The organism is Streptomyces sp. NPDC005820 (assembly GCF_040630255.1).
Classification (GTDB): domain Bacteria; phylum Actinomycetota; class Actinomycetes; order Streptomycetales; family Streptomycetaceae; genus Streptomyces.
In genome coordinates, this window is record NZ_JBEXXE010000045.1 from 69,807 (window position 1) to 94,861 (window position 25,055).

A 25,055-nucleotide genomic window follows, 5' to 3' on the forward strand; every position below is an offset into this window, starting at 1 on the left:
CAAACACATCTGTGCAGCTGCCACTCAGCCTTGCGCCTGCACATCGGAATGTGCAGGCGCAAGCGCCATACCTATTCCTTCCAGTACTCGTCTATTTTTCCGCTAACCCAATCACTCACTCCGATGGCCAAGACGCCTCCAATCGTCGCACCGATTAGGGCACCTCCCGCCGCCCCGACAGGCCCAAACCAGATCCCCGCCTCAGCGCCGATTATCGCGCCAGCTTTTGCGCCAGCCCAACCGATTGCAAAGTCGGCAGCTGTTTTAGTAACAGCCTTTTCCGCACTGTCTCCCGAGGCCAGGCTATCGGCAAAGGTGAGCGCGGATCCCACAATAGCTATCCTGCGCACCGCACTCTTTATCCCAGGAGTGTCCAGACGTGGATGATACTTTTCACGCGCGGCCTCTTTTGAGAACTCCCACTCTTTACGCATCTTCTTCTGCGTCTTGGTATAGGAATCAAGGCCAGCCATCCCGGCTCCCCCCACATTCGCACCGTGGGAGCCAGCGCTGAATCCACCATCCTTCTTGCATTTCGCATTGCAGGACGAAGATACTTTCTTGACTGGATTACCAGCGGCACCACACCCGTTGTGACCGGTGCAGCCGCTCTCCTTGCGGCACTTCGCACCACAGCCCGAAGGAGTCGACTTTGCCTTCGCGGGCTTCGCGGTCGGCTTCGTGACCTTGGGCGCAGCCTTCTTGGGCTTGGGGCTCTTGACGAAATTCTTGCCAGTCCAACGATGCGTGTTGTTGAAGGCAGTGCAGCCCTTCCCCGTACCGCAGTCCGGCTTGAGCCCGTCGGGGTCGCTGAAGGTGACCGGGCTGTTGTTCGCGTACGCGTACCCGTGCATCTGCTGCGGATCGAAGACATCGATGATCGGGTCCACCGAGGTGAACCGACCCGTGTCCGCGTCGTACTCACGAGCACCGAGGTGAACCAGCCCCGTCGAGCCATCCGTCGTACCGCCGACGAACCCCTTCTCCCCCGGCCAGGCAACCGTCGAGCCACGTGATCCGCCGAAGGGCAACTGGTAGCGACGCGTCACCGCAAGCGTCACGGCGTTGATGGCGATCCCCGCCGTACCCTGGGTGTCCGTGACAAGCCAGGTGAGCCCGCCCGCCGTCCGTACGGCCACCGTCGAGGCGTTGTGGCTGTAGTACCGCGTACCGACCACGCTGCCGCTGTTGGACCGCCGTAGCTCGGTGTCGCCCAGGTACACCGTCGTACCGTCCGGGTCGCGGCGGATGAGTCGGTTGCCGTCCGCGTCGTACAGGTACGAGGTCGACTTGGCCCCCTCCGTCACCGAGGTCAGATGCCCCTCGGCATCCCAGTCCAGCACCTGCCCCGGCCGCTGCGTGGTGTTACCCGAAGCGTCATAGCCGAAGGTGTCCGTCCGCGAGCCACCCGGCCCACTCGTGACCACCGACCGCACCGTATGCGGCTGCACCCCACCCGCCGCCGGATAGACATAACTCCGCGTCGTGTCCCCACCCGCCGCATGCCGCACCTCACCGGTCCGGTTGCCCACCTTGTCGTACCGCAACGACTGCCAGTACGGCGCCGGACCACCCAGCACCGACAACCCCGGCGCATCCCCGCATTCCTCCGCCGCAACCGCCCACGCCTCCGTCAACCGCCGCAGATAGTCGTACCGGAAGCACTGGGTATCCCCCACCGCCCCATCCGCAACCCGCAGCACATTCCCCGCCGCGTCATACCCATACCGAACATCCGCGACAGTCGTCTCCGCACTCGCGTCGACCGTCTTCGCTGCGGCAGCACTCAGCCGCCGGGTCCCGTCCTCGTAGCCGAAGCTGCGGATCACCTGTGCCGCCCCGCCGGCCCCCAGCTCATAGCTGTCGACCTCACCCAGCTGTGTGTACGACGTGCTGTTCACATACGTCCCGAGGCCCGACGTCATCGTGTCGGGCAACCCGAGACCGTCGTAGGTGTACTCCAGCTTCTCCGCCGACAGACCCCCCGCGGCCGGCAGTTCCGCAGAGACGACCTGACCGGCAGCGTTGTAGCCGAGCTTCGACTCGAACCGGACATACTCCGAAGAGGACCCCGTCTCTGCCCCCGGGATGACGACCGCCGAGCCGGTCGGGCGCCCCGCCGAGTCGTAGCCGAGCGTCTCGGTGCTGTACTTGCGCCCGTTCGAGAAGCGGGTCGCCGCCGCCGGAAGGCCGAGTCCACCGGCAACCGTGTCATAGGTCCACTCGGCGAGCCTGGCGCCCGACGGGGAACCCTCGTACAGCCCGGTCTTACGGCCCAGGGCGTCGTAGGAATAGGCGAGCGTACGCCCACGTGCGTCCGTCGTGGACAGCAGTTGGTCCTCGTCGTCGTAGGTGAACGCCGTGGTGCCCGCGTCGGGGTCCTCGGCGCGGACCTTCCGGCCCCGCAGGTCGTACTGGTACCGCCAGACGTTGCCGGCCGGATCGGTCACCGTGGCCAGGTCACCGGACTTGGTGTAGGTGTAGCGGGTCTCGTCGTACGACCCGGTCGGCGAGCCGCCGGTGTACTGACGCAGTGCCACCACCCGGTCGTCGGCGTCGGTGATCTCCATGGTCGCCGTACCGCCGTCGGGCGGGTCCTCCGACGTCCGGTTGCCGCCGTACGCGGTCGTCGTACGCCACTTCTCCTGACCGTCGGCAACGAAGATCTCCGCCGTCTCCCGCCCGGCGCCGTCGTACTCGTACTGCGTCTCGGCCGGAACCCTGGCATCCTGCGGCAACCCGAAGAGCTCATCGGTCGGAGCGCTGTCCGCATTCCAGTACCCGGCGTACGCCTTGTCCGTCCGCCCGTGCGAGTCATAGAAGGTGTCGGTGATGACCCGCCCGCCCTGCGGCGAGGGTTGCTGGGTCTGCCGCAGGCGCAGGAAGCCGTCGTAGAGGGTGTAGCCGGTCCGGTAACTCTCGTTGCCCAGCAGGGTGTTGGTGGTGACCGTGCTGGGCCGGTCGGTCCGTACGGTGTACTCGAAGACACTGCTCGGCGTCTGCGTCGCCTTGGACCGACCCGGCAGCCACACCTGGTTCAACCGCCCCAGCGCGTCGTACGTCAGGTCGGTCTGCCGACCGTTGGCGTCCACCGTGGTCACCGGGCTGCCCAGCAGCGGATGAAGGACCGTGGAGCTGGTGTGGCCCAGGGGGTTGGTGGTCGTCACCTTGGTCACCGGACCGCCGAGCGCCGGGGTGTACGACACCTTGGTCAGGTTGCCCAGGGCGTCCCACTGCTTGGTCGCCCGGCCGTGGCTGTCGAGTTCCACCGCGCCGGTGGACCTGTACACCGGCCCGTTCGACCAGGACGCCGCCTCTTCGCTCCTGGTCACCGCGCCCATCTTCGGGGCGGCGCCCCAGGTGTCCTGCCCGTCGTAGTAGTGGCGCTCGTCGGAGATGAGGTCCGCCGGATAGCTCTGGGTGGTGTCGCAGTTGACCCCCACCGTCTCCTCGCGGGAGACGGTGTCCGTGATCCACTTCTCGGTGTTGCGGGTGTACGACAGCCTGGTGCATCGGTCGTCGTCCGGCACGGACAGATCGCCGCGATCCTCGATCCGGTCGACCATGCCGAAGCCGTCGTCACCGTAGTGGTAGCTCGTCTCCGTGGTCCGCACGGTGCCGTCGGAGAGTGCGGTCAGGGTCCGCTCCGACTTCTCCTGCGTCCGGTACGCCACCAGGTCCGGCAGCCCGGTGCGGTGGCGGACCGCTGTGGCGACGACCTCGTCCGGCTCGGAGACCGTCTGCTCGGTCCACGGTCCACCGTCACCGTTGTAGACCGTCGTCTTCCGTGCGAAGCCCCGCCACATGGGCTTGTCAGGGACGCCGTCAACCATGACGTCCTTGTCGGCTTCTCCGGCCTTGTTGATGTCACCGTCCATGCCGCGCAGGAAGGTGTACTCGGTCAGCGTCTGGTTCGCCCCGACCGCGCCGGACCGTACCTTCACCCCGGTAAAGCCGCTCCACTGGCTCCAGGTCTTCCGCTTGTCCGGCACGAGTTCGGCGTCGTCGTGGTGCCAGGCGTGACCGCCGATGTCGTAGTCGTAGGTGGTGACCTCCGTGGGGTTGCCCCCGACCAGGTCCTCCTCGGTCACCGCGCCGACCACCCGCTTGTGGAACCAGTCCGGCCCCGGGGAGGACGGGTCCCAGAGCACGGGGAAGCAGCGCTTGCTGTTGTTGTCCTCGGCCGGCACCGCCACCCGCTCGCACTGCGGGAGCTTGTACTCGACGCTGATCTTTCCGCCGGATTCGGTGGAGATGTTCGAGATCCGCCGCTTGTACATCGGGTAGTACGCATCGGGTGCGTCCACCCGGTTGGGGAACTCCTCACCGTCGAAGGTGACCGGCGGCAGGCTCACCGCCGCGCCCTCGGCGTATCCGGTCTGGGTGATCGAGTCGAGCCACAGCGCCGGGCTGGTCGGGTCGCTGGGCTTGGGATACGACTGGGTGAGGGTCCAGGACGTCACGGGTTTGAGCCCGCCGCCGCTGAGCACCTGGGTGGTGACCTTGGCCAGTCGCTTCGTGCTCCAGAAGGTGGGCGAGAAGACGCTGCACGAGGTGGCGCCGCACGACTGGTCCCAGGGTGTGTCGGGCCAGTTCTGCGGCTGCGACTGCACACAGCTGGTACCGGGAACGCACCGGTCGGCCACGCTGAACGCCACACTGGCCGACGCCGGTACGGAGTACAGCGTGTCCGCCCGCTGCCCGTAGTCGATCCGGGACAGGTAGCCGCCCCGGGTGTACGGCGTCGGGGCGGTGGCGGTGGCGGTGGCGGTGCGGCCGTAGTAGTTGGTCTCCCGCTCGTACCAGTACGACATCGCGTCACCACGCGGGTCGACGACGTAGTCCAGGTTCCACCGGTACGCCTGCTGGCACCACGATGCGGCGAAGGTGGCCTGGTGGCAGGGCTCATTGGCGCCGTTGCCGAAGACCGGCGCGGTCCAGGTCGAGTTGGTCTCCGGCTTGCCGGCGGTCCAGCCCGGCAATCTGCCGAGGCCGAAGTAGTACTGCGTACCGTCCGGCGAGGTCAGCCGCCAGTGCTCCCCGTTGTCCTTGCCCGCGTCGCCCGTGTCTCCGTTGACTGCTTCGGTCAGCGGCTCCACCCGCCAGCCCTCGTCCTCGGCCACCCGCCACTTGGTCGGGTCGGTCGAGTCCTGCACCAGTTCACCGGTGGCCCCGGGGAGCGACACGACCGCATTGCTGCCGCTCCAGCAGAGGTCCCCGACGGTGGTCGCCTCGCCGTCCTCGCTGCACGGCTTGTACGACCGCTCGATGAAGCCGGGTTGGAAGCCGAATCCCTCACCGACCCAGGACGTCTGGTTGTTGGTCGACGCGACCCTGCCGTCCACGCCACCGGAGGAGTACGACAGCCCGATGGTCGGCTCCAGGCCGGGGACCTCGGGTACGTCGAACGGATAGGACCACTCGAAGTCCCCCGACTGCAGCCCGACCTGCCAGATCGCCGACGGGGACAGCGAGGTCGGCTTGAAGCTGCCCGCGTTGCCGGACGCCGCCGCCGTCACCGCGAACAGCCCGTCGGTGACCTCGGCGCTCACCTTTGCCGTACCGGCGTCGTTGTGCGAGGCGACCGGGGTGGTCATGGTGCACCCGGCCCGGTCCGGTGTGGTCAACGCACAGTCGGGTACCCGCGCCAGCGTCAGCCGGGAGCCGTAGTCGCCACCATAGGCGTTGCGGAAGCCCGAGTAGTCGACCTCCACCGCTGTTCGAGCGATGCCCCCGTCGGGGTGTTGGAGCCGCAACAGGACCCCGGGCACCTTTGCGCGCTGCGTCGCTGCCCGGTCCAGCACCTCCACCCGGACCTTTCCCGCGGCGGCCGACGAGCCCACCCGAACCGGCAGGGTGCCGGCCTGCTTCAGCAGCGGCCCGGATGCCGCCCGGGCGCGATCAGGCCCCGCTGGGGAGACGATGACCGCACCTGGTGCCGGCCATGCCGTCCGGGGCGAGGCCCGTAGGGCGACCGAAGCTTCCTTGTCCGCTCCCCGTGCCCGTGCCGAGACCGATTTGCCCGGCACAGACGGCATCGAGTGCCGTTCCGCCCTGGCTGTGACCGGTTTGTCCGGTGTTGCCGCCTGCGCCTGTACGGCAGGGCCCAGGGTCACGATGAGCGCCACACCGGTGACGATCGCGATACCGCGCAAGAGTAAGTTCCGGACAGGGACGGACGTGGACATCGGTTTCCCCCCCAGGATTGGTTCACCGTGCGCCGCGAGCCGCCGCGCCGCGTAACAAAATGGCGTGCACCACTCCGAAAGTCATTGACCGCTCTTGCACTGTTCTTGACCGTCCTCGCAGTTTTCGCCGTACAGGACGAGGTGTCGGTAGTCCTTGGGTGATGTGCCGTACGCCGCACGGAATGCCCGGCTGAAGTGCGCGCTGCTGGTGAAACCCCAGCGGGCGGCGATGGCATGGATGGGATGGGAGTTCAGTCGGGCGTCGCCCAGATCACGACGGCAGCGTTCAAGGCGGCGGCTGCGGATCCAGGCGGCGACTGCGAGGCCCTGGTCCTCGAAGAGCTTGTACAGATAGCGGATGGAGATCTGATGGGCGGCGGCTACGGTCTCGGGCGAGAGTCCGGGCTCGCCCAGCCGCTGTTGGATGAAGTCGTGGATCCGCATCTGCAGGGCCTGCTGGTGCGCCTCAGGCGGGAGGACGGCACCGGCTTCAAGATGATGGGTGCACAGAGCAGCGATCAGATCCATGGTGACAGTCGCCAGCCGGGCAGCGTCTGCGGTCCGCATCTGCCCCGCATGCCTGGTCAGCTGGATGAGATGGGAGGAGAGCAGGGCACCGATCCCCTCGCGTCCGGGCAGGCGCACCGCGGTCAGCCCGGCGAGCATGTCCTCGCGGATGGGCAGCAGAGCCCGGGGAAACTGCACCACTATGCCCGCGATGGTGCCCTGGTCGGCTGCGGTCCGGCCGTCGAAGGGCCGCGAGGTGTCGTACAGCACCAGGTCCTGCACACCAGGCTCGGCCTCCCTACCGCTCTGGGTGATACCAATGCTCCCCCGCAGGGTGAGCCACAGCTGGTAGACCCCGGGATCGGACTGCCGGATCAGTTTGGGGGTCCGGTGGCTGTGCAGGGACGGGTAGGTCAGCGTGGACACCTGCACCGCGCCGAGGTCCAGCACCCGTACGGTGGCTCTGAAGTCGGCCTCGTGGTCACTGCGGATCACCGTGGGCACATGCGCGCTGCTCGCCATCTCGTACCAGCAGGCAAACCGTTCCGCCGTAGGCAGGACATCGCTGCGGAACTCGGTCTCGATCACCCGGGACTTCTCCTCCCTCTCAGCCCTGGTGCGCCCTGATCGGTGGGCACCGCGAAAAGCAGTGTGTTCACACCGCCTTCGGCGAACCTTGTGGCAGTCTTGAATCACCTGGTCACATCCATTGCCGGAGCCGCAGCACCACCCGCTACCGGTCGATCGCCGGGTACAGCAGAATGGTCGGCGTCACCCGAATCACCGACCAGGAGCCCCTTGTCGGCGACTGGTGCATCCTGACCCTCTGTCACGGCAGCTGTAAGTCTTGATCGTTGAGGCGTCCGTCCAGGTCAGGGTGGGGGCAGGCGTGATGCGTGCTCGGATCCTGGACGGGGGCGGGGGAACGTCGAAGGGCGCGGCCCGTCATGATCATGTGATTCCACTCGCAAGATCGTGAAGGCCGCGCCCGTATGCCGCACTGCCCGACCCAGCCCACCTCTCGTCAGCTCGCCGATGAACTCGGCGTCGAGGTTGAGGAGTTGTGCACCCCGCGAGACTCCCCTCGCTCCTGGAGGCGGTCGGGGCCGTGCCCGACCCGCGTTCTGCGCACCTGGTCACTCACCCCCTCCCGATGCTGCTCGGCCTGGTGGCCTGCGCCCTGCTGTGCGGGGTGCGCTCGGTGCGCGATGTGATCCGTCTGGGCGAATGGCCAGGGCGCCGGCATCCTGGCCGAGGTAGCCGTCGTCCAGGAGGACCTCGACGTCGGGGAAGCGCTGGAAGCAGATGGCGATGCCTTCGTTGCGGGCGGCCGTGGCGTCGTGCATACGCCCAGGTCGCAGGGCGTCAGTCCATAAGGTGCGGCCTTGATCGTCGGCGATGACGGTGGCCTTCATGGTGTTCTGTTTCTTCTTGCCGGAGACGAACGCGCGTCATCCGCCGCGGCCGGCCGGTGGTCGGCGGACTGGATCTCCGTGGCGTCCAGGCGCAGCTCGACGCCCCCGGCCTGGGCGTAGGTAAACACATCCGGCAGCGTCCGAAGACGCAGGCCTGGATGGTTGGGGACCGCGCATCCTCGCTCCGCAAGGAGCGTGCGTACTTCTGCGATCGCGCGGGTGATGGTGGAGCGGTCGACGTCGAACAGCAGTCCCAGCACCGCGTGCGGCAGGTCGCGACCGGGCAGGCTCCCGCCGGGCCGCTGTGTACCCCGGCCCGGTCCTTGACGGACGACGTGAAGACAACGTCACCCCTGCTTCCCGAGACGGACGGACACGAGGCCAACACCGACGCCGCTTCGGCGGACGTGGCGCTGGGCTGGCACGGCGATGCTGCCGAGCACGGCCGTCACGGTCATGGCGGAACCCACGAGTGCCCTACGAATCGACATGTTCGACTCCTTCTTCCCACCGGTTTGGTGCGGATGACCGCCTGGAAGCGGTCCGAGCTATATTGACCGGAGGCCCTCTGGTCACCGGCCCTTGCCTGCTGCTTCGTCTCCTGCGAAGCCTCTGGAGGGACGCCCTCGCTTGGAGCGTGGGTTCGTCGTCGGCGAGCGCATCGCCGCCCCGCACGCAGCTCCCGGCGTTCACCCAACGGCTGACCGGGCTCGGGCCGTTGCAGAGCTGTTGGGATTCGTGCGGGTGTTGTGTTCTCACCATGCCGGGGCGGTCTTCGGGAAACCTTCGGGAAGTCTGGAATCGGGGCTTACCTGGTAGCTCGGCGGCGGGTAAGCAGGGTGGCATGACCATGGTGGGATGCGGTGTGACGGTGCGGTTCGGGATCCTGGGTGCCATCGCGGTGTGGCGGGATGGGGTGCCGGTGGATGTGGGCCATGCACGGCAGCGGTGGGTGCTGGCGGCTTTGCTCGCCGATGCCGACAGTGCGGTGTCGGCGGATGTCCTGGTGGATCGGGTGTGGGGTGCGTATGCACCGGATCGTGGTCGGCAAGCGCTGTACGGGTACGTGTCCCGGCTGCGGCAGGTGTTGTCCGGGGTCGGGGTTGACATCGTGCGGGACCAGGGCGGCTATCGGCTGGAGGTGCCGGCCGGGTCGGTGGATGTGCACCGGTTCCGTGACCTGGCTGGCCAGGCCCGCGCGATGCGCGACGGGAAGCAGGCGGCCTCGTTATGGGAAGAGGCGCTAAGGCTGTGGCGCGGGCAGGCGTACGCCGGTGTGGACACCTCCTGGTTCAACGCCCAGCGCGACTTCCTCGATCGGGAGCGGCTGGCCGCTCAGCTGGACCTGGCCGACATGCGGCTGCGCCTGGGACAGCATGATCGGATACTGGCTGAACTGTTCGCTCGGGCTGAGGCCCATCCGATGGACGAACGGGTGGCTGGTCAGCTCATGCTGGCGCTCTACCGCGGCGGCAGATCTGCAGACGCCTTGACGCATTACCAGGAGATACGGCGGCGGTTGGCGGAAGAGCTCGGCACCGACCCCGGTCCGCCCCTGCACCAGCTCCATCAGCAGATTCTCACCGCCGACCCGGCCCTGGTCCTCCCAGCCCCGGAGTTCGCCCGGGGCACCGGGGTGCCTGCCCCGGTGCCCCGTCAGCTTCCCGCCCGCCCGCATCGGTTCATCGGCAGGGACCGCCAGCTCGCGGAACTCACCAAGGCGTTGGACGCGGCGGGTGAACCGGGCGGGACGGTGGTGATCTCCGCGATCGGTGGCAGCGGTGGGATCGGCAAGACCTGGCTGGCCTTGCACTGGGCGTATCAGAACTTCGACTGGTTCCCGGACGGGCAGCTCTACGTCGACCTGGGCGGCTTCGATCCTTCGGGTGAGCCGGTCGCGCCTGCCGTGGCGGTACGCGGGTTCCTGGACGCCCTGGGAGTGGATCCGGGTGCCGTGCCGGTGGACGTGCAGGCTCAGATCGGGCTGTACCGGAGCCTGGTCGAGGGCAAGCGGATGCTGATCGTGCTGGACAACGCCGCCGATGCCGAGCAGGCGGCCGCACTGCTGCCGGGCAGCGCCACCTGCACGGTGCTCGTCACCAGCCGCAGACGGCTGGCCGGGCTGGCGAGCGCCCACGGGGCGCGGATGCTGACGCTCGATGTACTGACCGGCGCCGAAGCACGGGAGCTGATGGGCCGCCACCTGGGGGAAGGCCGCGCGGCGGCCGAGCCGGAAGCCGTCGCCGCCCTGCTGGAGCACTGCGCAGGGCTGCCACTGGCGATCAGCGTGGTGGCAGCCCGCGCGGCGGCCCACCCCGACTTCCCCCTCGCCGTGCTGGCTGAGGAACTCCGGGACGAGTCGGCGCGGCTGGACGCGCTGGACGCGGGTGATCTGACCGCCAACGTACGCGCGGCCTTCACCGTGTCCTACCGCGCCCTGACCGTTGGGGCTGCGGAGGTGTTTCGGCTCGTGGGGCTGGCCCCGGGGCCGGAGATCGGGACGGCCGCCGTCGGCAGCCTCGTCGCCCGGCCCGTCACTGCGGTGCGCGCGGCTTTGCGGGAACTGGAGAACGCCCACCTCATCCGGCAATCCGTACCCGGCCGTTACCGTCTGCACGATCTGCTCCGCCTGTATGCCGCCGAACGCGTCGGTCACGATCAGCCGGAGGCGTCCGGTCAGCAGGCCCTGCGGCGGTTGATGGACTTCTACCTGCACACCGCCTACGCCGGCGACCGGGCCCTGAGCCCGCTGCACCACCAGGCCCTACAACTCGGGCTGCCCTCCGACGGCGCAACAGTCCAGCCGCTGTCCGGCAAGGAGGCGGTTTTGACCTGGTTCCACACCGAGCACGCCAGCCTGCTTGCCGCTCAGCGCCGTGCCGCCGAGCAAGGGTGGGACGCCACGGTGTGGCAGCTGGCGTGGGTCCTGGACGGCTTCCTATGGCGGCAGGGTCGCTTGCACGACCACGTAGCACTGTGGCGGAATGGGCTCGCCGCAGCCGAACGGCTTGGCGAGGCGACTGTCCGGGCACGGGCCCACCGCCGCCTGGGCCACGCGTGCGCCAGAGCCGGAAACCACGACGACGCCTTGAAACACACACGATTGGCCCTCGCCTCCGCCGAAGAGGCCGACGACCTGGCCGAGCAGGCGCGGGTCCACGACGTCATCGCCTGGACGTGGGCCAACCAGGGCGACGACCGGCAAGCCCTGACCCACGTACGTCATACCTTGCGGCTGCACCGCATGGCGGATGACCCCCTGGCGGAGGCCAACGCCGTCAACGCCGTGGGATGGTACGAGGCGCGCCTCGACGAACACGAGCAGGCGCTCACTCACTGCGAACAGGCCCTCGCCCTCCACCGCCAGCACGGCTTTCCCGATGGCGAGGCATGCACCCTGGACAGCCTCGGCTACATCGCCCACTCCGCCCGTCGGTACACCCAGGCACTCGCCTACTACCGCCAGGCCCATACGCTGTTCCAGCGACTCGGCAATGCCTACGAAGAAGCCAACACCCTGGCCCGCATCGGCGATGCCCACCGCACCCTCGGTCGGCACGAGCAAGCCCACCAGAGCTGGCAGCAGGCGGTTGATCTCTACCACGACCAGCACCGCGAGCAGGATGCTGAGCAGATCCGGGACAGGATGAATGCCCTGAAGCGACGAACCGAGTAGGGTGCGGCTCTGTTTGAGGGACGGTGATCACGCCGCGAGTGCGAGGCTGTCGCGGTAGCGGATGGCGTCAACCCACAGGTGCTCGCGCTGCGCGTGATACTTCCAGTACTCCTCGAAGTCGCCGTTGCTGATCACCGTGCGGAGCCTGAGAGGGTGGACCGTGAGCTGATGCCCATTCTTCCTTTGGCTTGAGGGCGGCAAACCGGCAGCGGGTCCGCCAGGAGGTTATAGCTGCGGCTGGGTGAACAACCCCTGCTCGGTCTCGCTCAGGATGCCGCGCTCGGCCAGCCGTTTGAGTTTCAGACGGACGTTGTTGATGTTGTTGGGTGCGACCTCCAGGTCCATCGCCTCGCATACGGCTCGTGCCCGCAGCGGGGTGTCGGCCTGGGCGAAGACCGCCATGATCTGCTGGTAGGCCGGGTGATCGGGCAGTTCCACGGGCGGTGGTGTGGGTGGCTGAGGTTCGGGCAGCTCCAGCAGTGTCTTGCGGGTGATCCGGATCTCCTCGGCGGCTTTGCCGAGTCCGTCCAACTGCGCGGTCAGCTCCGTGATGCGCTCCTGGGTTGCCTCGGTCTGCGTGGCAATCTCCCGTTCCCGTTCCTCCAGCCGGACCAGCACCGCCCCCAAGGTCAGCTCCCCGCCAGTCATACGCCGCGCCAGGCGGGGGTGGAGGTCCCGGTCAGCATTCTCGACATCCGGTCGCTTATGGCCCAGTACACCCTGGACTCGGCCGAGGTGGGTCGGTGCTCGTAGTCGCGCACCAGTCTGTGGTGCAGCATCAGGATCCCGTTCGTCTGCTCCACCACCCATCTCTTGGGCTGTGGGACGAATCCGGAATCACCAGGGTTGCGTTTCACTACTTCGACCTCGATGCCCACCTTCTGCCCGTGGGCGGCGACGACGGTCTTGAATCCCTGGTCCACCAGGGCTTTCTTCACGGTGCCCGGCGCGGTGCCAGCCACCACCCGGTCCAGCAGCGCGGTGCCGGCGGCGTTGTCGTGGGCGGAGGCCGCCAGCACGACCACCGCGATCACCAGGCCCAACACGTCAACGGCCAGTCCCCGCTTACGCCCCGGCACCTTTTTACTAGCATCCCGACCGGTCGTATCGGCCGGCACTCCCGCGGCGGCGTGCAAGCTCTGGGTGTCGAGCACGACCAGGCTCGGGTCGGCCAATCGGCCCCGTTTTTCCCGCACCTGCCATCGCATCAGGTCGTGGATGGTCTGGTCGGTGCCGTCGTCCCGCCATTTGTAGAAGTAGTACTTCACCGCGCCGGCGGGTGGCAGGTCGTGAGGGAGGTAAGCCCACTGGCAGCCAGTGCGGGACTGGTACAGCAGGGCGTTGACGATCTCCCTCATGTCATAGTTGCCCTGGTGATCGCTGACGGAGCGGTGACGGGCCTTCCACGCGGTGATCACGGGCTCGATCAGGGCCCAGCGTTCATCGGATAAGTCACTCTTGTAGGACTGGCGGTCACTCACGGGACAGACCCCACCACGGCCGGACGCTCCGATCAGCCCGGATGCCGCAATCCCACACCTTTCAGCGACACCAAATGCGACATCGCTTCACATCCCGCCCTCTGAAGCCAGAGGTGCACCAGCGAGCGGCTCACGCACGCCGCAGGGCATACCTGGCATTGGAGGTCGAGGCCCGCTTCGCGCTGACACAGGCGGCATCCAGTGGCGAACCCGTACCTCTGACTGTCTACAGGAACCTGCTGGAACGCCGAAGGATGATCATCGCAGGTCAGGTTGACGAACTGGTGCAGCGGATTGCTGTGGGGCCAGCGCCTGCCGGGGCGGAGGGAGACCGGTGAGTGAGGAGTCTCGTGCACTGAGTTCGTACGACTCCCCAAGCAATTCGCCATCACCGAGCCCGGCGATACGGGCGCGCTCGTGCTGACCCTGACGCTCTCCCACGAGATGTGACCGCCAGCGTCTGCCCAGCCTCCGCCACCGGCAGCCGCCATCACTCCCCCCGGGGCACAGAGAAGTAGTCGGCAGCCACGGCCTTCGAGTTCGGCCGTATACGTGCAAGTCAGCGCGCAGTGAGACGGCACATGGCGAAGTGCTTAAGGCGCCCCTTGGAGGGCGCCTTGTACGGCGCCCTGTGGAGCAAGCCCGTCCGGCCGGGCGCTGTTCAGCAGGTCAGGAGATCGACCCCAGGCTTCCTAGTCCATTGTGGTCACCGCATCGAGGACACGTACGTCGGGGCGAGCTTGCCGGACGACGGACGGTCGCCCCGACGTTTCGCTGGCCTGAGTCGCTCAGCTCTGTGTCCTCCGCCGTATCTTGGACCTGATGTAGGCGATCACCGAGATCACGGCGATGAGCATGACCGTGTCTTCGGCCAGGGCTCCCAGCGCGTTCGAGATGGAGTGGCCGAAGGTGACGGCGGTCACGAAGTGAGCGATTGCGATGGCGCAGAGCATGAGGGTGAATCTCAGCAGCGAGAACCCGCGCTTCTTCTTGTCTGGCTCAGCCGTCATTTCGGGTTTACCTGTCTTCTCTGTCTTTTCCATGGTGTTCTAGCCCAGCCTCGACTTGATTGCCTCAGCGATCCTGGTCACCAGCCCGGAGAGGTTGAGGTGCAGGCCGACTTTGCTGGCGAGCTTCGTTTCCACCTTCTCCGCCGCACTGGCCAGCCACGACCTGGCCTTGCGCAGGAAGGTTTTTCCGGCCGTGGTCTTCAGGAACTTCATCGTTGCCCCGCCGAGGACTCCGCCGGCGAAGGCGGCGATCGTGAAGTTGCTGATCGCCTCGCCCAAGGAGAAGCCTCCGTCCCAGCGCGTTTCGACGTAGTACGACACTGCGGAAGAGAGCCCGGTGACTATGGCGCTGCACAGGGCGAAGACCACCGTGGCCACGTAGCCGCAGAAGATTTCGCCAGCCGCCTCGATACCGTACTCGGTGAGCCAGACGGCCGTCTTACATGCGGCCTTGCTGATCGGGTGTTTCCAGTTCGGGCATTGGCCGTTGAGGTCCTGGCAGTTGACCGGGTCGCCGTTGCAGTAGTCGTATGCGGTGGCGCTGCCGCCCGGGACGGGGTCGGTCTGGAGGAAGCGGCCGGTGGTGGGGCTGTAGAGGCGCAGGCCCATGAGGGTGATGCCGGTGGGTGTGTCACTGGTTCGCTGGGACTCGCCCTGCCAGCCGTAGCGTGACGTGCTTGCCGTGTTGCCGTACTCGTCGTAGGAGTAGGCGGTCGCTGTCGTGGTCGCGGTGGCCAGGGTCACGGCTATGTCGCCGTGCAGGTCGGCCATTTGCAGAGTGACGGACGCTGTTGCGGAAGTCGTCGCCCCCAGTGCGCCCATGACGTCCGGCACCGAGCGGGTGATCGTGCCCGAGGAGTCGGCGGTCCAGGTCGGGCTGTCGCTGTCGTCGCCGTAGTGGTTGGTCGCTGTCGTGCCGTTAGTCCAGGTAGTGCCACCGTTGGTGCTGGTGGCGTTGGTGGTGACCGCTTGGCGGTGGGCCGCGTCGAGGGTCCAGGTCTGCTTGGTGGTGCTGCTGGCCTCGCTGCGAGCGAGGTCGTCGGTGTAGTAGGTGAGCGTGGCGTCAGGAGTTGTCAGGGTTCGGCCGAAGGCGTCGTATGTGTAGCCGCTGTCGGTGATGCGGTCCGCGCTGTCGTAGGTATGGGTTGCGGTCGTGGTTGTCGTGGTTGTCGTGTCAGCGCAGTCGGCCGTGCTGGTGTCCGTCGTGAGCTTGGTGCGGTCCCAGCTCGTCGAGGATGCGAAGGTGTATGCGCGGGTCGTGCATGTTGCGCCGGTGTCGTCCTGGGCCTGGGTCAGGCGGCCTGCGGCGTCGTAGGTGTAGTCGGTGCTGGTGGCCGCGCCGTTGTTCTCCGTGTGATCCGCCTCGGTGCCCAGAATGGTGTAGTCGGCCTGGTCGTCGAGGACGGTGGTGTTGGAGGAGTCTTTGTAGGTGCGGCGGGTGGGGGCTCCGATGGTGTTGTAGGTCTGGGTCAGGGTGTAGCCGCTGGGAAGAGTCTCGGCGGTGAGGTCGCCGTCGGCATCGTAGGCGGTGGCGGTGAACGTACCTGCCACCGAGTCGGTGACCTTGGCCGGGTATCCGGTGGTGCTGTCGTAGGTGTATGTCGTGGTTGAGGGCGCCGAGTCAGAGACCGTCACCGGGCGGTTCTGGCTGTCGTAGGCCGTGGTTGTGGTGTTGCCGGAGCCGTCGGCGTAGGAAATCTGGCGGCCGAGGACGTCGTAGGTGTGGTTGATGGTCTGGGAGTTGCTCGTTTCGGTGGCGAGCAGGCCGGTGGACGAGTCGTAGGTGTACGTGGCGTCCGGGGTGTCCGTGCCCTGGCCGCCGCTGATCGCTTTTTGTTTGATGCGGCCGGCCTCGTCGCGGGTGTAGGTGGTCGTGCGGGTGGAACCGTTGGCGGTCTCCGTAAGGGTGTGCGGCAGGCCGTAGCGGTCGTAGGTGTAGGACTTGGTGAGCAGTTCCGACGGGTTCGAACCGCCTCCGGTGATGGTGGCGCCCGGCGCGACGCGGCAGGTGAGGCCAGCCCACTCGGGGTGTCCCTGGCAGGTGCCGGAGCCGGTCGCGGACCAGTAGGTGGTTACGGATTCGGTGGTGGAGTTCTTGTTCGGTCCGGTGGTGGACAGGAGGTTGCCGTCGCTGTCATAGGTGTAAGTGGTGGTGAGTGTGAGGCCCGACGGGTCCGTGACGCTGGTCAGCTGCAGTCCCGTGGACCAGTCGTAGGTGCTGGTGTCCTTGGCGGGATCGCCGTCGGAGGGGTAGCCGGTGATGGCGGCGCCCGTGGTGGTCGAGGTGAGCAGGTTTGATACTGCGGCGTCGCTCGGGCGGCCCTCGTCGTAGGTGTATGCGGTGTGCGCGCGGGCCAGGACCTCGGTGCCGGCGGCCAGGTCAGCGCCGCTCGTGCCGCCCGAGAGAGCATGCTGGAGTGTGACCGTGTGCAGCGGCTCGTGGGTGTCGGATACCAGAGTTGAGCCGTCCGTGCCGGTGGTGTAGTCGAAGACGGTGGACAGCAGGTCGGCCGCTTGCGCGGTGCTGCTCGTGCTCGCGATCGCCCCGGCCAGCCGTGGGTCGGGACTGGTGGTGGTTCCGAGGGCCAACTCGCGGTTTCCTGCGGTCAGCTCGTGGGTGACGTTGCCGTCGGCGTCGTACTCGGTGGTCGCGAGGTGCCTGCCGGGTACGGCTGTGTTGACCTCGCGGCCATTGGCGTCGAGGTAGCTGAGTGTCGCCGTGGTGTAGTCGCCGGAGCTGAGTGTGGTGCCGTCGTGCGAGGACGGGACGGAGCCGGCTGGGAAGACGGCCGCGCCGTACACCGGGTTGTCGTGCTGGTTCCAGGTCGCGGTGGTGGCTGGGTCGAGTTGGTTGGGGGCGGAGGTGCCGGAGACCGGGACGCCGTAGACGATGCTGGTGGTGGCGGTGCCGTTGGTTGTGGACGCGGTGCCCGCTGTCAGAGTTGGGCGTGAGGCGGTCAGCAGCATGCCGTCGCCGGCGTCTCCGTTGGTGCCAACCTTGTCGTAGGTGAAGGTCCAGGGAAGCTGGCCGGGGTCGGTCTCGGTGGCGACCCGGCCGTAGCTGTCGTAGGTGTAGGCCGTCTTCAGCGGTGTGCTCAGGCGCGGGTCCCATGCCTCACGCAGACGGCCCGAGGTGTCGTAGGCGTACTGGGCGACGGGTGTCGCGGTCGTGCCGTCGGCATCCGTGGCCCACAGCTTGATCTGCTTGACCTGGCCGGCGTAGTCACCGAGCGTCGAGGAGGTTGCCGTGGTGTCGGAGGCGTAGACGAACTCCAGGACCCGGCAGTCGGCCGTTGAGGGGTCGGAGGCGCAGGTGGTGGCGCTCACGGCGCTGGTGGGTGCGATGACGTATTGCGGCTCGGCGAGCACTGTGCCGTCGTAGAGGTTGACCGCGCGGGAGACCACGGTGGTGGTGTTCGCGGAGGAGTTGCTCACGGTGTACGAGGTGTGTACCTGCCAGGTCGGTGCCGTGCTCGACACCTTGGTGAAGGTGGTGACGCTGCCGCCGGAGTCTTTCAGCGTGTACGTGTCGCCGGCGAGGGTCAGGGTGAGGTCCTCGGCGCCCGGCTCGGGGGTCCAGCCGCCGGAGGAGTTGAGGGTGAAGCCGGTCTGGCCGCCGGTGGCGTCCATGACGGCGACCGAGGTGGTCGATGTCTGCTTCACGTACGTCCAGTCGGAGGTGGACGCGGTGATGCCGGAGGTCCAGTTGGGGCCGAAGATGGCGACCTGGCCGGGCTGACCCGCCCCGGCGAGGGGGTCGCGGGAGGAGAACGTACGGGTCACCGCCGCGCCGAACGCGCCTGCGTCCGTGGCGGCCAGACCGAAGTCACCGGTGAGCAGGTTGACGGAGCCCGGGCCGACGCCGCTGATGGGCGCGTTGTCGGCCTTTCGGTCGATGGTGGCTGTGGCTGCGTCGGTGCCGTAGGTGTTGGTGCCGTCCGTGAACAGTGCCCGCACCTGCACGGGACCGTCGTCGGTGAGCTGGCTGGTCGCCTCCCAGGTGAGGTCGGCGGGGTTCGCGGAGGAGGAGAAGGAGACCGGCCAGGAGGAGATGGCCGACCCGTCCTTGGTCACGTATGTCACCGGTATCGGCTGCCAGGCGACGCTGTCGCCGATCCGGTACTGGTACGTGACGCCGGTGAACGCGCCGGACTGCGTGGCCGACAGGGTCACGTCGTCGTCCGTGGTGTCACCCGTGACGGGTGATGCGAGACCCGCCTTGCCTACACCGAATGCATAGGAGGTGGTGGAGGTGGAGACGTTGCCGCCCGAGTCGATCGTGCGGGCGTACAGGGTGTGCCAGCCGTTGTCCGGGGTGACGGTGATGATCTGCGAATCACCGCCGTTGCCGTCGGTGGTGTCCAGCGCGCGGGCCGGAACCGTCTTGTCGTCCAGGCCCCACTGGTAGCCCGCGCCGTCGGTGGAGGTGGTGCTCAGGGTGCAGGTCGCGCCGCTGCTCGACTTGTCCGTCCAGTTGCTGGAGGAGTATGGCGAGCAGGAGATCGTGGGCGGGTTCGGTTTGGCCACGTTCGGCACGAAGTAGAGGTACGACGACCAGGAGCCGTAGTCGGTGCCGTCGTAGCCGCGCACCCGCAGCCGCAGATGTGAGGCGGCCAGCTGGCTCGCGGTCGGGATGGCCAGAGTCGCCGTACCGCCCGAGGAGACGGAAGACGATGTCGCGGTGTAGGAGTACGACGTCTCACCGCTGTAGGCGGGGTCGTTGGTGATCTCGAACTGAGCCTTGACCGTGGAGCCGTCCGGGTCGGAGACCTTCGCAGACAGAGTCGGGGTGTACGTCGTCACATACCGCTTGCCGCTGTAGGCGTTGACGGCGGAGGGCGACACGGCGACGGACGTCGGCTTCGCCGGGTAGGAGTTGTAGGTGACGACCAGCTGCGGCGCATACCCGGAGGTGGTGTAGTTCGCGGACCGGAAGCGGCGCCAGGTCGTCGGGTCGGACTCGTCGGCGCTGCGTAGCTGGATGCCGTAGTTGGTGGAGCCGTCGGCCCATGCCTGCACGATGCTCTGCATGTTCCAGTTCGACCAGGCGGCCGGGCAGGAGGAGGAGTAACCCCAGTGGCCGGTGTTGGTCGCCATGCCCGTCGTGGTCGTCGACGGCTGGCTGGACCAGGTGACCGAGGTCGAGGACCACGTGGACGTGATGCGGCGGGCCTGCGTCGCGGCCCCGGACGTCGAGCACGTGGAGGAGTAGTAGTTGTAGAGCTTCATCGTCGCCGAGGTGACGTCCGTGCCCGCGAACTTCGACACGTCGAACTTCAGGTACGCGCGGGCTACGTCACTGCCACTGTCGTATGTGCCCGACTTCAGCTCCTGGGAAGAGACCTGGGAGTCCGGATAGTCCGGGGTCTGCACCCAGGTGTCGGTGGTGACGGCGAGGGTGGAGGTGGGGTCGACGGTGACCGGGTAGGTGGCTGCGTCGAGGAAGTCGGAGTCCGGGGTCAGGACCAGGGTCTGGGAGCCGTCGTCCGCCGTCTCGATCTTGGTCGTGACCTGCTGCTCGTGCGCGGATTCGCCGGAGGCCGGGTCCTTGCTCGCGTCCCACATCATCGGGGCCGGCGCCTCGGCGGCCAGCTTCCCGTCGGCGTCCTTCAGCAGCAGGTGCCCGGAGTCGGCCTGCGACAGGATGAGGCCCTTGAGATGCAGGGGAATGCGGTAGCTGACCGTCTTGTCCGCCGGCCGGCTGTCCAGGGTGATGTTCTCGGAGAAGCCCTGCGCGAGCGCGGTTGCCGACAGGGTCTGGCCGTCGCCCAGGTCGTAGGAGGCGGTCGCGTCCTTCACAGTCGGGGTGGGGAGCTTGTCCTCCCAGCCGAGGCCGAAGGACTCGCCGCCCTTGGCGACGGAGGCGAGGTCGGTGTCACCACCGTCCGAGACCGTGATCTCTGCAGCGGCTACCTGGGGCTCCAGGGCGGGGCCGGCATCGGACAGATCGGTGTCGATGTCATGCCAGTCACCGTCCTCCTTCACCCGGACGGGGCCGGCGTAGTCCTCGGTCTGGAAGCTGCCGTCAGGCAGCGCGTAGGTCGTGGAATCCGTCGTGCGCTCGGACAGGATCTCAATCCTCCGGTTCTGCAACCGGGCCATCAGTAGGGCGGAGGTGGCGTCCTTGGCCTCGGCGGCACCGTACTGCTGCTGAGCCGACGCGGTGACCGCCGTGGGGGTGCCGTCCTGGAGGGCCACGGCCGCGCCCGTGTCAGCGAGGGTGAGCGCCGAGTCGGCCAACAAGACCGCGGCAGCCATCAAGCCGATCGCACGTATGCGGGAATGGGGCCGGAAGAAGCTGCTCGACCGGCTGGCTCTACCGGACCGTGATCTGCTGCGCACGGACAACCCCCGTGATCTTTCTGCTGGTGAAGCTACGAGCAGCAGATCTTTACATCGCCCTCACATCGGGCTCGGGTGGCACCTGTATGCACCGTCAAGCGCGGACCATGATCTCCCAAAGAAGATCTCCCCCGAGGCCTCAGTGGGCGCTTGCAGCAATCATCGCAAATAGCGCCATTCCACACTGATCAACGGGGCTCCATCTGACCCCACGCAAGGATTCGTTTTGGCCAATGCTTTATAGAAAATCCCCCCAAGTCATAAGAAAATATCAAGCGGTTGGCGAGAAAACGACCTTCCGCTGCGACAACCTCCAGAAAGAGTTGCGGCCGAGGAACCAGCGAACTCGATCTCGAAGACAGCCAGTTGAGCATCCCTCCCCCCTGTCGTCGAACATGTCCTGCACGCCCAAGAGCACGGACCGGTGCCCGTCGAGGTCGCCGAAGGCACGCTGGGCGGCGAGGGCGCCGTCCCACAACTTCCCCGACGCCTGTCCTGTGGGGCGGACACCAGCCGCAGCCACGCCGGTCGGCTGTCGGCGGTGCGGGCCGGGGCGCCCCGGGTGCGCCCCGGCCCACCCCCAGAACTCCCCGCCCGGCTCCACACGTACGGCCAGGGCCTTCGCTGCGCGTGCGTGACGGTCGCGCATGCGCCGCTCGACATCGAGGTCAGCAGGGGGCAAGTACACCGGTGATCTCCCGTGATCTGGCGGTATCCAACGAGGTTGCAGGGGCTACGTGTTGCGCGGCGCAGCCAATGCGCGAAGGAGGGTAGCGGCCGCGGGTCGCGGCCGACGGGGCGCCGTAGGCGGCGGTGATCTCCAGAGCGCGGCGGCCCTGGGGCCACGGTGCTCGCCTGCGGTGAGTACGGTCTGTTCGCGCCAGCGGTCGAAGCGGGGGTCGTAGGGGACGACGTCCACGCGGGTGTGGCGCTGCCAGCAGTGGGCGAGCGGGTCGTCTGTACGTGCGGGCCACTGGGCGTAGACGGATTCCCAGCCGAAGGGTTCGTCGCGCAGTTCCAGACTGCTATCACACCCCCTGGCCGGGCGCCTGCCTCACAGGCCCGGATGCCGGTTCGGGCCTCCGTCGCTACGCACTCACACCCAGGTGTAGTTCTCGTCGGTGACCGCGGCCAGGGCGGCGTCGGCGATGGGGGCCCGGGGATCGGCCAGGGCCGCGAGCGCAGGGCCGATGGGCGGGAAGATCGGCAGGTCGGCGGCCTTGCGATGGTCGACCCACTCGATCACGCCGACTTCGTGGCTGCCGTCGGGGAGTTCGTCCAGCTCCTGCTCGGCGAGTGTGGCGCGGACGTCCTCGGTGATGTGCAGGCGGTAGATCAGGTGGAGCTTGCGGGGCGGCGGGGTGGGGCCGGGGCGGGTGACGCGCTGGTCGATGACCCACAGCAGGCCGCCGTCTTCGGCCTGGCCGACGTCGAGGCCGAGTTCTTCCTGCAGTTCGCGGGCGAGGGCGTCGTCGAGGTCTTCGCCGTGTTCGACGTTGCCGCCTGGCGGGGTGTAGTGGGTGGAGTCGGCTCGGTCGCGTCGGATGAGGGCGACCTCGTCGCCGCAGAAGACGAGGGCCCCGGTGCGGATCTTGATGCGGGAGAACGGGGCGGCCGTCGGCTGCTCGGGAGTGCTCGTCATGGCGGCCAGTATCACGGCCGTGTCCGGGGCCCGGGCGGGGTTCACCGGTAGTTCCCCCGCCCGTGCCCCGGGTGTTGTAGGGGGTCAGGCGGCGGGCAGGCCGGGCAGGGCGTGCGACGCCTGGCCGTCCGTCATGGTGGTGTGCTCGATCCAGCAGTCCGGCAGGGTGAGGGTGTGGCGGCGCAGGCGGCAGCCGGTGGCCCGCATGACGGGTGAGAGGTGGCAGGGGTCCATCTCCTCGACCAGCAGACTCGGCGCGGCGGTGGTCGGGTTCTTCTTCCCGGCGATGGCGATCGGCAGGCGGCCGGCGGGGGTGAGGGGCAGGGGGGTGATCCGCCAGATCGGGCCGCGGACGGTGGACAGGCTGGCCTGGCCGAAGCCGCGTTCCTCGCGCGGGGTCATCGGCTCGCCGTTGGTGGCGGTCAGCCCCCGGAAGAGGTGCTGGGCGCGGCCCTGGTTGACGATCTGGCCGGTGTCGATGGTGAAGGCGCGGGAGAAGAACAGGCTGGGCGGGTATCCGGCCTGCCGCAGGGCGTCCGCGTAAAAGGTGGCCTGGGGGTGGATCTGCTCGCGCAGATGGGCGGCGGCCGCGGCGTCCACCGGCTCCAGCTCCCGCGCGCTCGCGGCGAGTGATGACGCTCGTTGAAAGCGGCCACCTGGTGCTCTGAGGTGGGCCAAACCTGCTCTTTTGATCTCCCCACCCTTCGTGTGACCTTGTCGGGTCTCTTCGCGTGATGTTGATCGGCGTGTCGCACTGGCATGGGTGTGTCGTGGAGAGCCTGCGTGAGCTACGAGTTCGGCCTGGTCGGGGGCCTGGATGCTCACGCTGGAGGAAGACGTGGACGCTCATGCACTGCGTCGTCAGGGGTGGACGATCTCGGCGATCGCGCGGCATCTGGGCCGTGATCGCAAGACCATTCGCTCCTATCTGAACGGTGAGCAGGTCCCGGGGCAACGCCGTCAGAGCCCGGATGCCTTCGTGCCGTTCCTGGAGTACTGCCGGCAGCGGCTGGCGGACGACCCTCATCTGTGGGCCTCGACCCTGTTCGACGAGGTCAAGGGCCTGGGCTATGAGGGCGGGTACTCGACGTTCACCCGCGCGCTTCGCCGCTATCAGGTGCGTCCGCACTGCGAGCCGTGTCATGCCGCGACCGGCCGGAACGTGGCGGTGATCGCGCATCCTCCGGGCGAGGAGATCCAGTTCGACTGGCTGGAGCTGCCGGACCCGCCGCAGGGGTGGGGAGTGGGCGAGCATGCTCACCTGCTGGTCGGGGCGCTCGCGCATTCGGGCAGGTGGCGGGCGGTGCTGGCGGAGTCCGAGGACTTCCCGCATCTGGTCCAGGCTCTCGACCAGGTGGTCCGCAAGCTGGGCGGGACGGCGAGACGGTGGCGCTTCGACCGGATGGCGACAGTCTGCTACCCCTCCAGCGGTCAGGTCACCGCCTCGTTCGCCGCGGTCGCGAAGTACTACGGCGTCGGGGTGGACATCTGCCCGCCGCGTCGCGGCAACCGCAAGGGTGTCGTCGAGAAGGCCAACCACTCGGCCGCCCAACGCTGGTGGCGCACGGTTCCCGATGCGCTGAGCGTCGGCCAGGCCCAGTCCGGCATCGACAAACTCGCCGTCCGGATGGACGAGCGCCGCCGGACCCTGGACGGCATCAAGGTCACCGTCAGTGAACTCGCCGCAGCCGAACGCCTGTTGAACGTTCCGGTTCGCCCGTTCCCCGCCGAGCTGGAGGTCGAGCGGACAGTCAGCCCGCAGTGCCTGGTGTCCTTCGACGGGAATCTGTACTCCGTCCGCCGGGACTGGCCGGGGCCCAGGTCAGGGTCCGTCACCGGCTCGGTGAAGACCACCTCGACATCGCCACCGCCGGACGGGCTGTGATCGCCCGCCACCACCGGGCGCCTCGCGGCGCCGGTCAGACAGTGCGGGACGCCGGACATGTCATCGCGCTGGAACGAGAAGTACTGGCGGCCTTCTCGGACCGGGCGCCCTGCAAGAACAAGGTCCGCAGGCCGCCGTCCGACGCCGCGCTCGCCGAGGCCGAGCGGCTGCGCGGACAGCAAGCAGCCGGTAATCCGGCCGAACGGGTCGTGATCGACCTGTCCCACTATGCCGCCGTGGCCGACCGGCTGCGGTCCGTTCCCTCACCGAAGGAGGAGAACACGGAGTGAGTACGTCGCCGATGCAGATGAGCGAAGCACGCCGCTTCCAGCAGCTGCGAGGTCACCTGTCCTACCTCAAACTCAACGACGCCGCCGAGGCACTCAACCGGGTGCTGGACCAGGCCCGCACCGAACGGATGTCGCTGACCGCAGCCCTGGAGAGGCTGCTGGAGATCGAAGTCGAGGCCACCGAGGCCCGCCGGCTCGCCGCCCGCCTGCGGTTCGCCTGCCTGCCCGAACCCTGGACCCTGAACGATTTCGACTTCGCCGCCCAGCCCGGCGTCGACGAGAAACTCATCCGCGACCTGGCCACCCTGCGCTTCCTCGACGACGCCTCCAATGTGCTGTTCGTCGGGCCGCCCGGCGTCGGCAAGACCATGCTGTCCGTCGCGCTCGGCCGGGCCGCGGTCGACGCCGGGCACCGTGTCTACTTCACCACCGCCGCGGAACTCGCCGCCAAGTGCCACAAGGCCGCCCTCGAAGGTCGCTGGAAGACCTGCATGCGATTCTTCGCAGGACCGAAGCTTTTGATCATCGACCTATGCCGAGACCGCGACTATGCCGAGGCACGGATTCGTGGGCCTGGACGCCAGGGCCTGGTGAGCCCCGAGTCTCGGCATAGTTGCGG

At 67.8% G+C, this 25,055-nt stretch carries 12 protein-coding genes and 1 pseudogene; 4 read left to right on the forward strand and 9 right to left on the reverse strand.

From position 1 onward, the window contains the following. Window positions 1–71 precede the first annotated feature (71 nt). From ABZ464_RS40580 to ABZ464_RS40590, 3 genes and pseudogenes are all read right to left on the reverse strand, one after another. Window positions 72–5,843: an RHS repeat-associated core domain-containing protein gene (locus ABZ464_RS40580; protein WP_359286617.1), complete on the reverse strand. Its 5,772-nt coding sequence runs from the start codon at window positions 5,841–5,843 to the stop codon at window positions 72–74. A gap of 426 nt (window positions 5,844–6,269) precedes the next feature. Continuing rightward, complete coding sequence (locus ABZ464_RS40585) at window positions 6,270–7,283, reverse strand: helix-turn-helix domain-containing protein (protein WP_359286618.1); 1,014 nt, start codon at window positions 7,281–7,283, stop codon at window positions 6,270–6,272. Window positions 7,284–7,945: 662 nt separating this feature from the next. Then, a pseudogene (locus ABZ464_RS40590) lies at window positions 7,946–8,478 on the reverse strand (transposase family protein); the annotation flags it as partial. Between the two features lie 476 nt (window positions 8,479–8,954). On the opposite strand from ABZ464_RS40590, the gene ABZ464_RS40595 reads away from it, so the two are divergent. Continuing rightward, window positions 8,955–11,786: a BTAD domain-containing putative transcriptional regulator gene (locus ABZ464_RS40595; RefSeq protein ID WP_359286620.1), complete on the forward strand. Its 2,832-nt coding sequence runs from the start codon at window positions 8,955–8,957 to the stop codon at window positions 11,784–11,786. 225 nt (window positions 11,787–12,011) lie between these two features. On the opposite strand, the gene ABZ464_RS40600 is transcribed toward ABZ464_RS40595, so the two are convergent. The 6 genes from ABZ464_RS40600 to ABZ464_RS40625 all read right to left on the reverse strand — a co-directional run bounded on the left by ABZ464_RS40600 (window position 12,012) and on the right by ABZ464_RS40625 (window position 22,861). Then, window positions 12,012–12,434 (reverse strand): hypothetical protein, encoded by a 423-nt coding sequence (locus ABZ464_RS40600; RefSeq protein ID WP_359286621.1) that lies wholly within the window; start codon window positions 12,432–12,434, stop codon window positions 12,012–12,014. Further along, window positions 12,431–13,267 carry an IS5 family transposase gene (locus ABZ464_RS40605; protein ID WP_359286623.1) on the reverse strand — a complete coding sequence of 279 codons (837 nt, stop codon included), beginning with the start codon at window positions 13,265–13,267 and terminating at the stop codon, window positions 12,431–12,433. Before ABZ464_RS40605 ends, ABZ464_RS40600 begins: the two co-directional genes overlap by 4 nt. A 788-nt stretch (window positions 13,268–14,055) precedes the next feature. Further along, window positions 14,056–14,277 carry a hypothetical protein gene (locus ABZ464_RS40610; RefSeq protein ID WP_359286626.1) on the reverse strand — a complete coding sequence of 74 codons (222 nt, stop codon included), beginning with the start codon at window positions 14,275–14,277 and terminating at the stop codon, window positions 14,056–14,058. A 39-nt stretch (window positions 14,278–14,316) separates the two neighbouring features. Then, window positions 14,317–20,535 carry a DNRLRE domain-containing protein gene (locus tag ABZ464_RS40615; protein WP_359286628.1) on the reverse strand — a complete coding sequence of 2,073 codons (6,219 nt, stop codon included), beginning with the start codon at window positions 20,533–20,535 and terminating at the stop codon, window positions 14,317–14,319. A 1,180-nt stretch (window positions 20,536–21,715) separates the two neighbouring features. Beyond that, a complete protein-coding gene (locus tag ABZ464_RS40620; protein ID WP_359286631.1) occupies window positions 21,716–22,261 on the reverse strand; it encodes an NUDIX hydrolase in 546 nt (181 codons plus the stop codon). A gap of 84 nt (window positions 22,262–22,345) precedes the next feature. Then, window positions 22,346–22,861, reverse strand: a complete 516-nt coding sequence (locus ABZ464_RS40625; RefSeq protein ID WP_359286633.1) for a hypothetical protein — start codon at window positions 22,859–22,861, stop codon at window positions 22,346–22,348. Window positions 22,862–23,099: 238 nt separating this feature from the next. Between ABZ464_RS40625 and istA the strand changes: the two genes are divergently transcribed. From istA to ABZ464_RS40640, 3 genes are all read left to right on the forward strand, one after another. After that, a complete protein-coding gene (istA, locus tag ABZ464_RS40630) occupies window positions 23,100–24,146 on the forward strand; it encodes an IS21 family transposase (protein ID WP_359286635.1) in 1,047 nt (348 codons plus the stop codon). A 41-nt stretch (window positions 24,147–24,187) separates the two neighbouring features. Continuing rightward, entirely contained in the window at window positions 24,188–24,436 is a 249-nt protein-coding gene (locus ABZ464_RS40635) for a hypothetical protein (RefSeq protein ID WP_359286638.1), read from the forward strand. Then, window positions 24,433–25,055, forward strand: a 623-nt coding sequence (locus tag ABZ464_RS40640; RefSeq protein WP_359286641.1) for an ATP-binding protein, incomplete at its 3' end; no start/stop codon positions are given. The genes ABZ464_RS40635 and ABZ464_RS40640, both read left to right, overlap by 4 nt.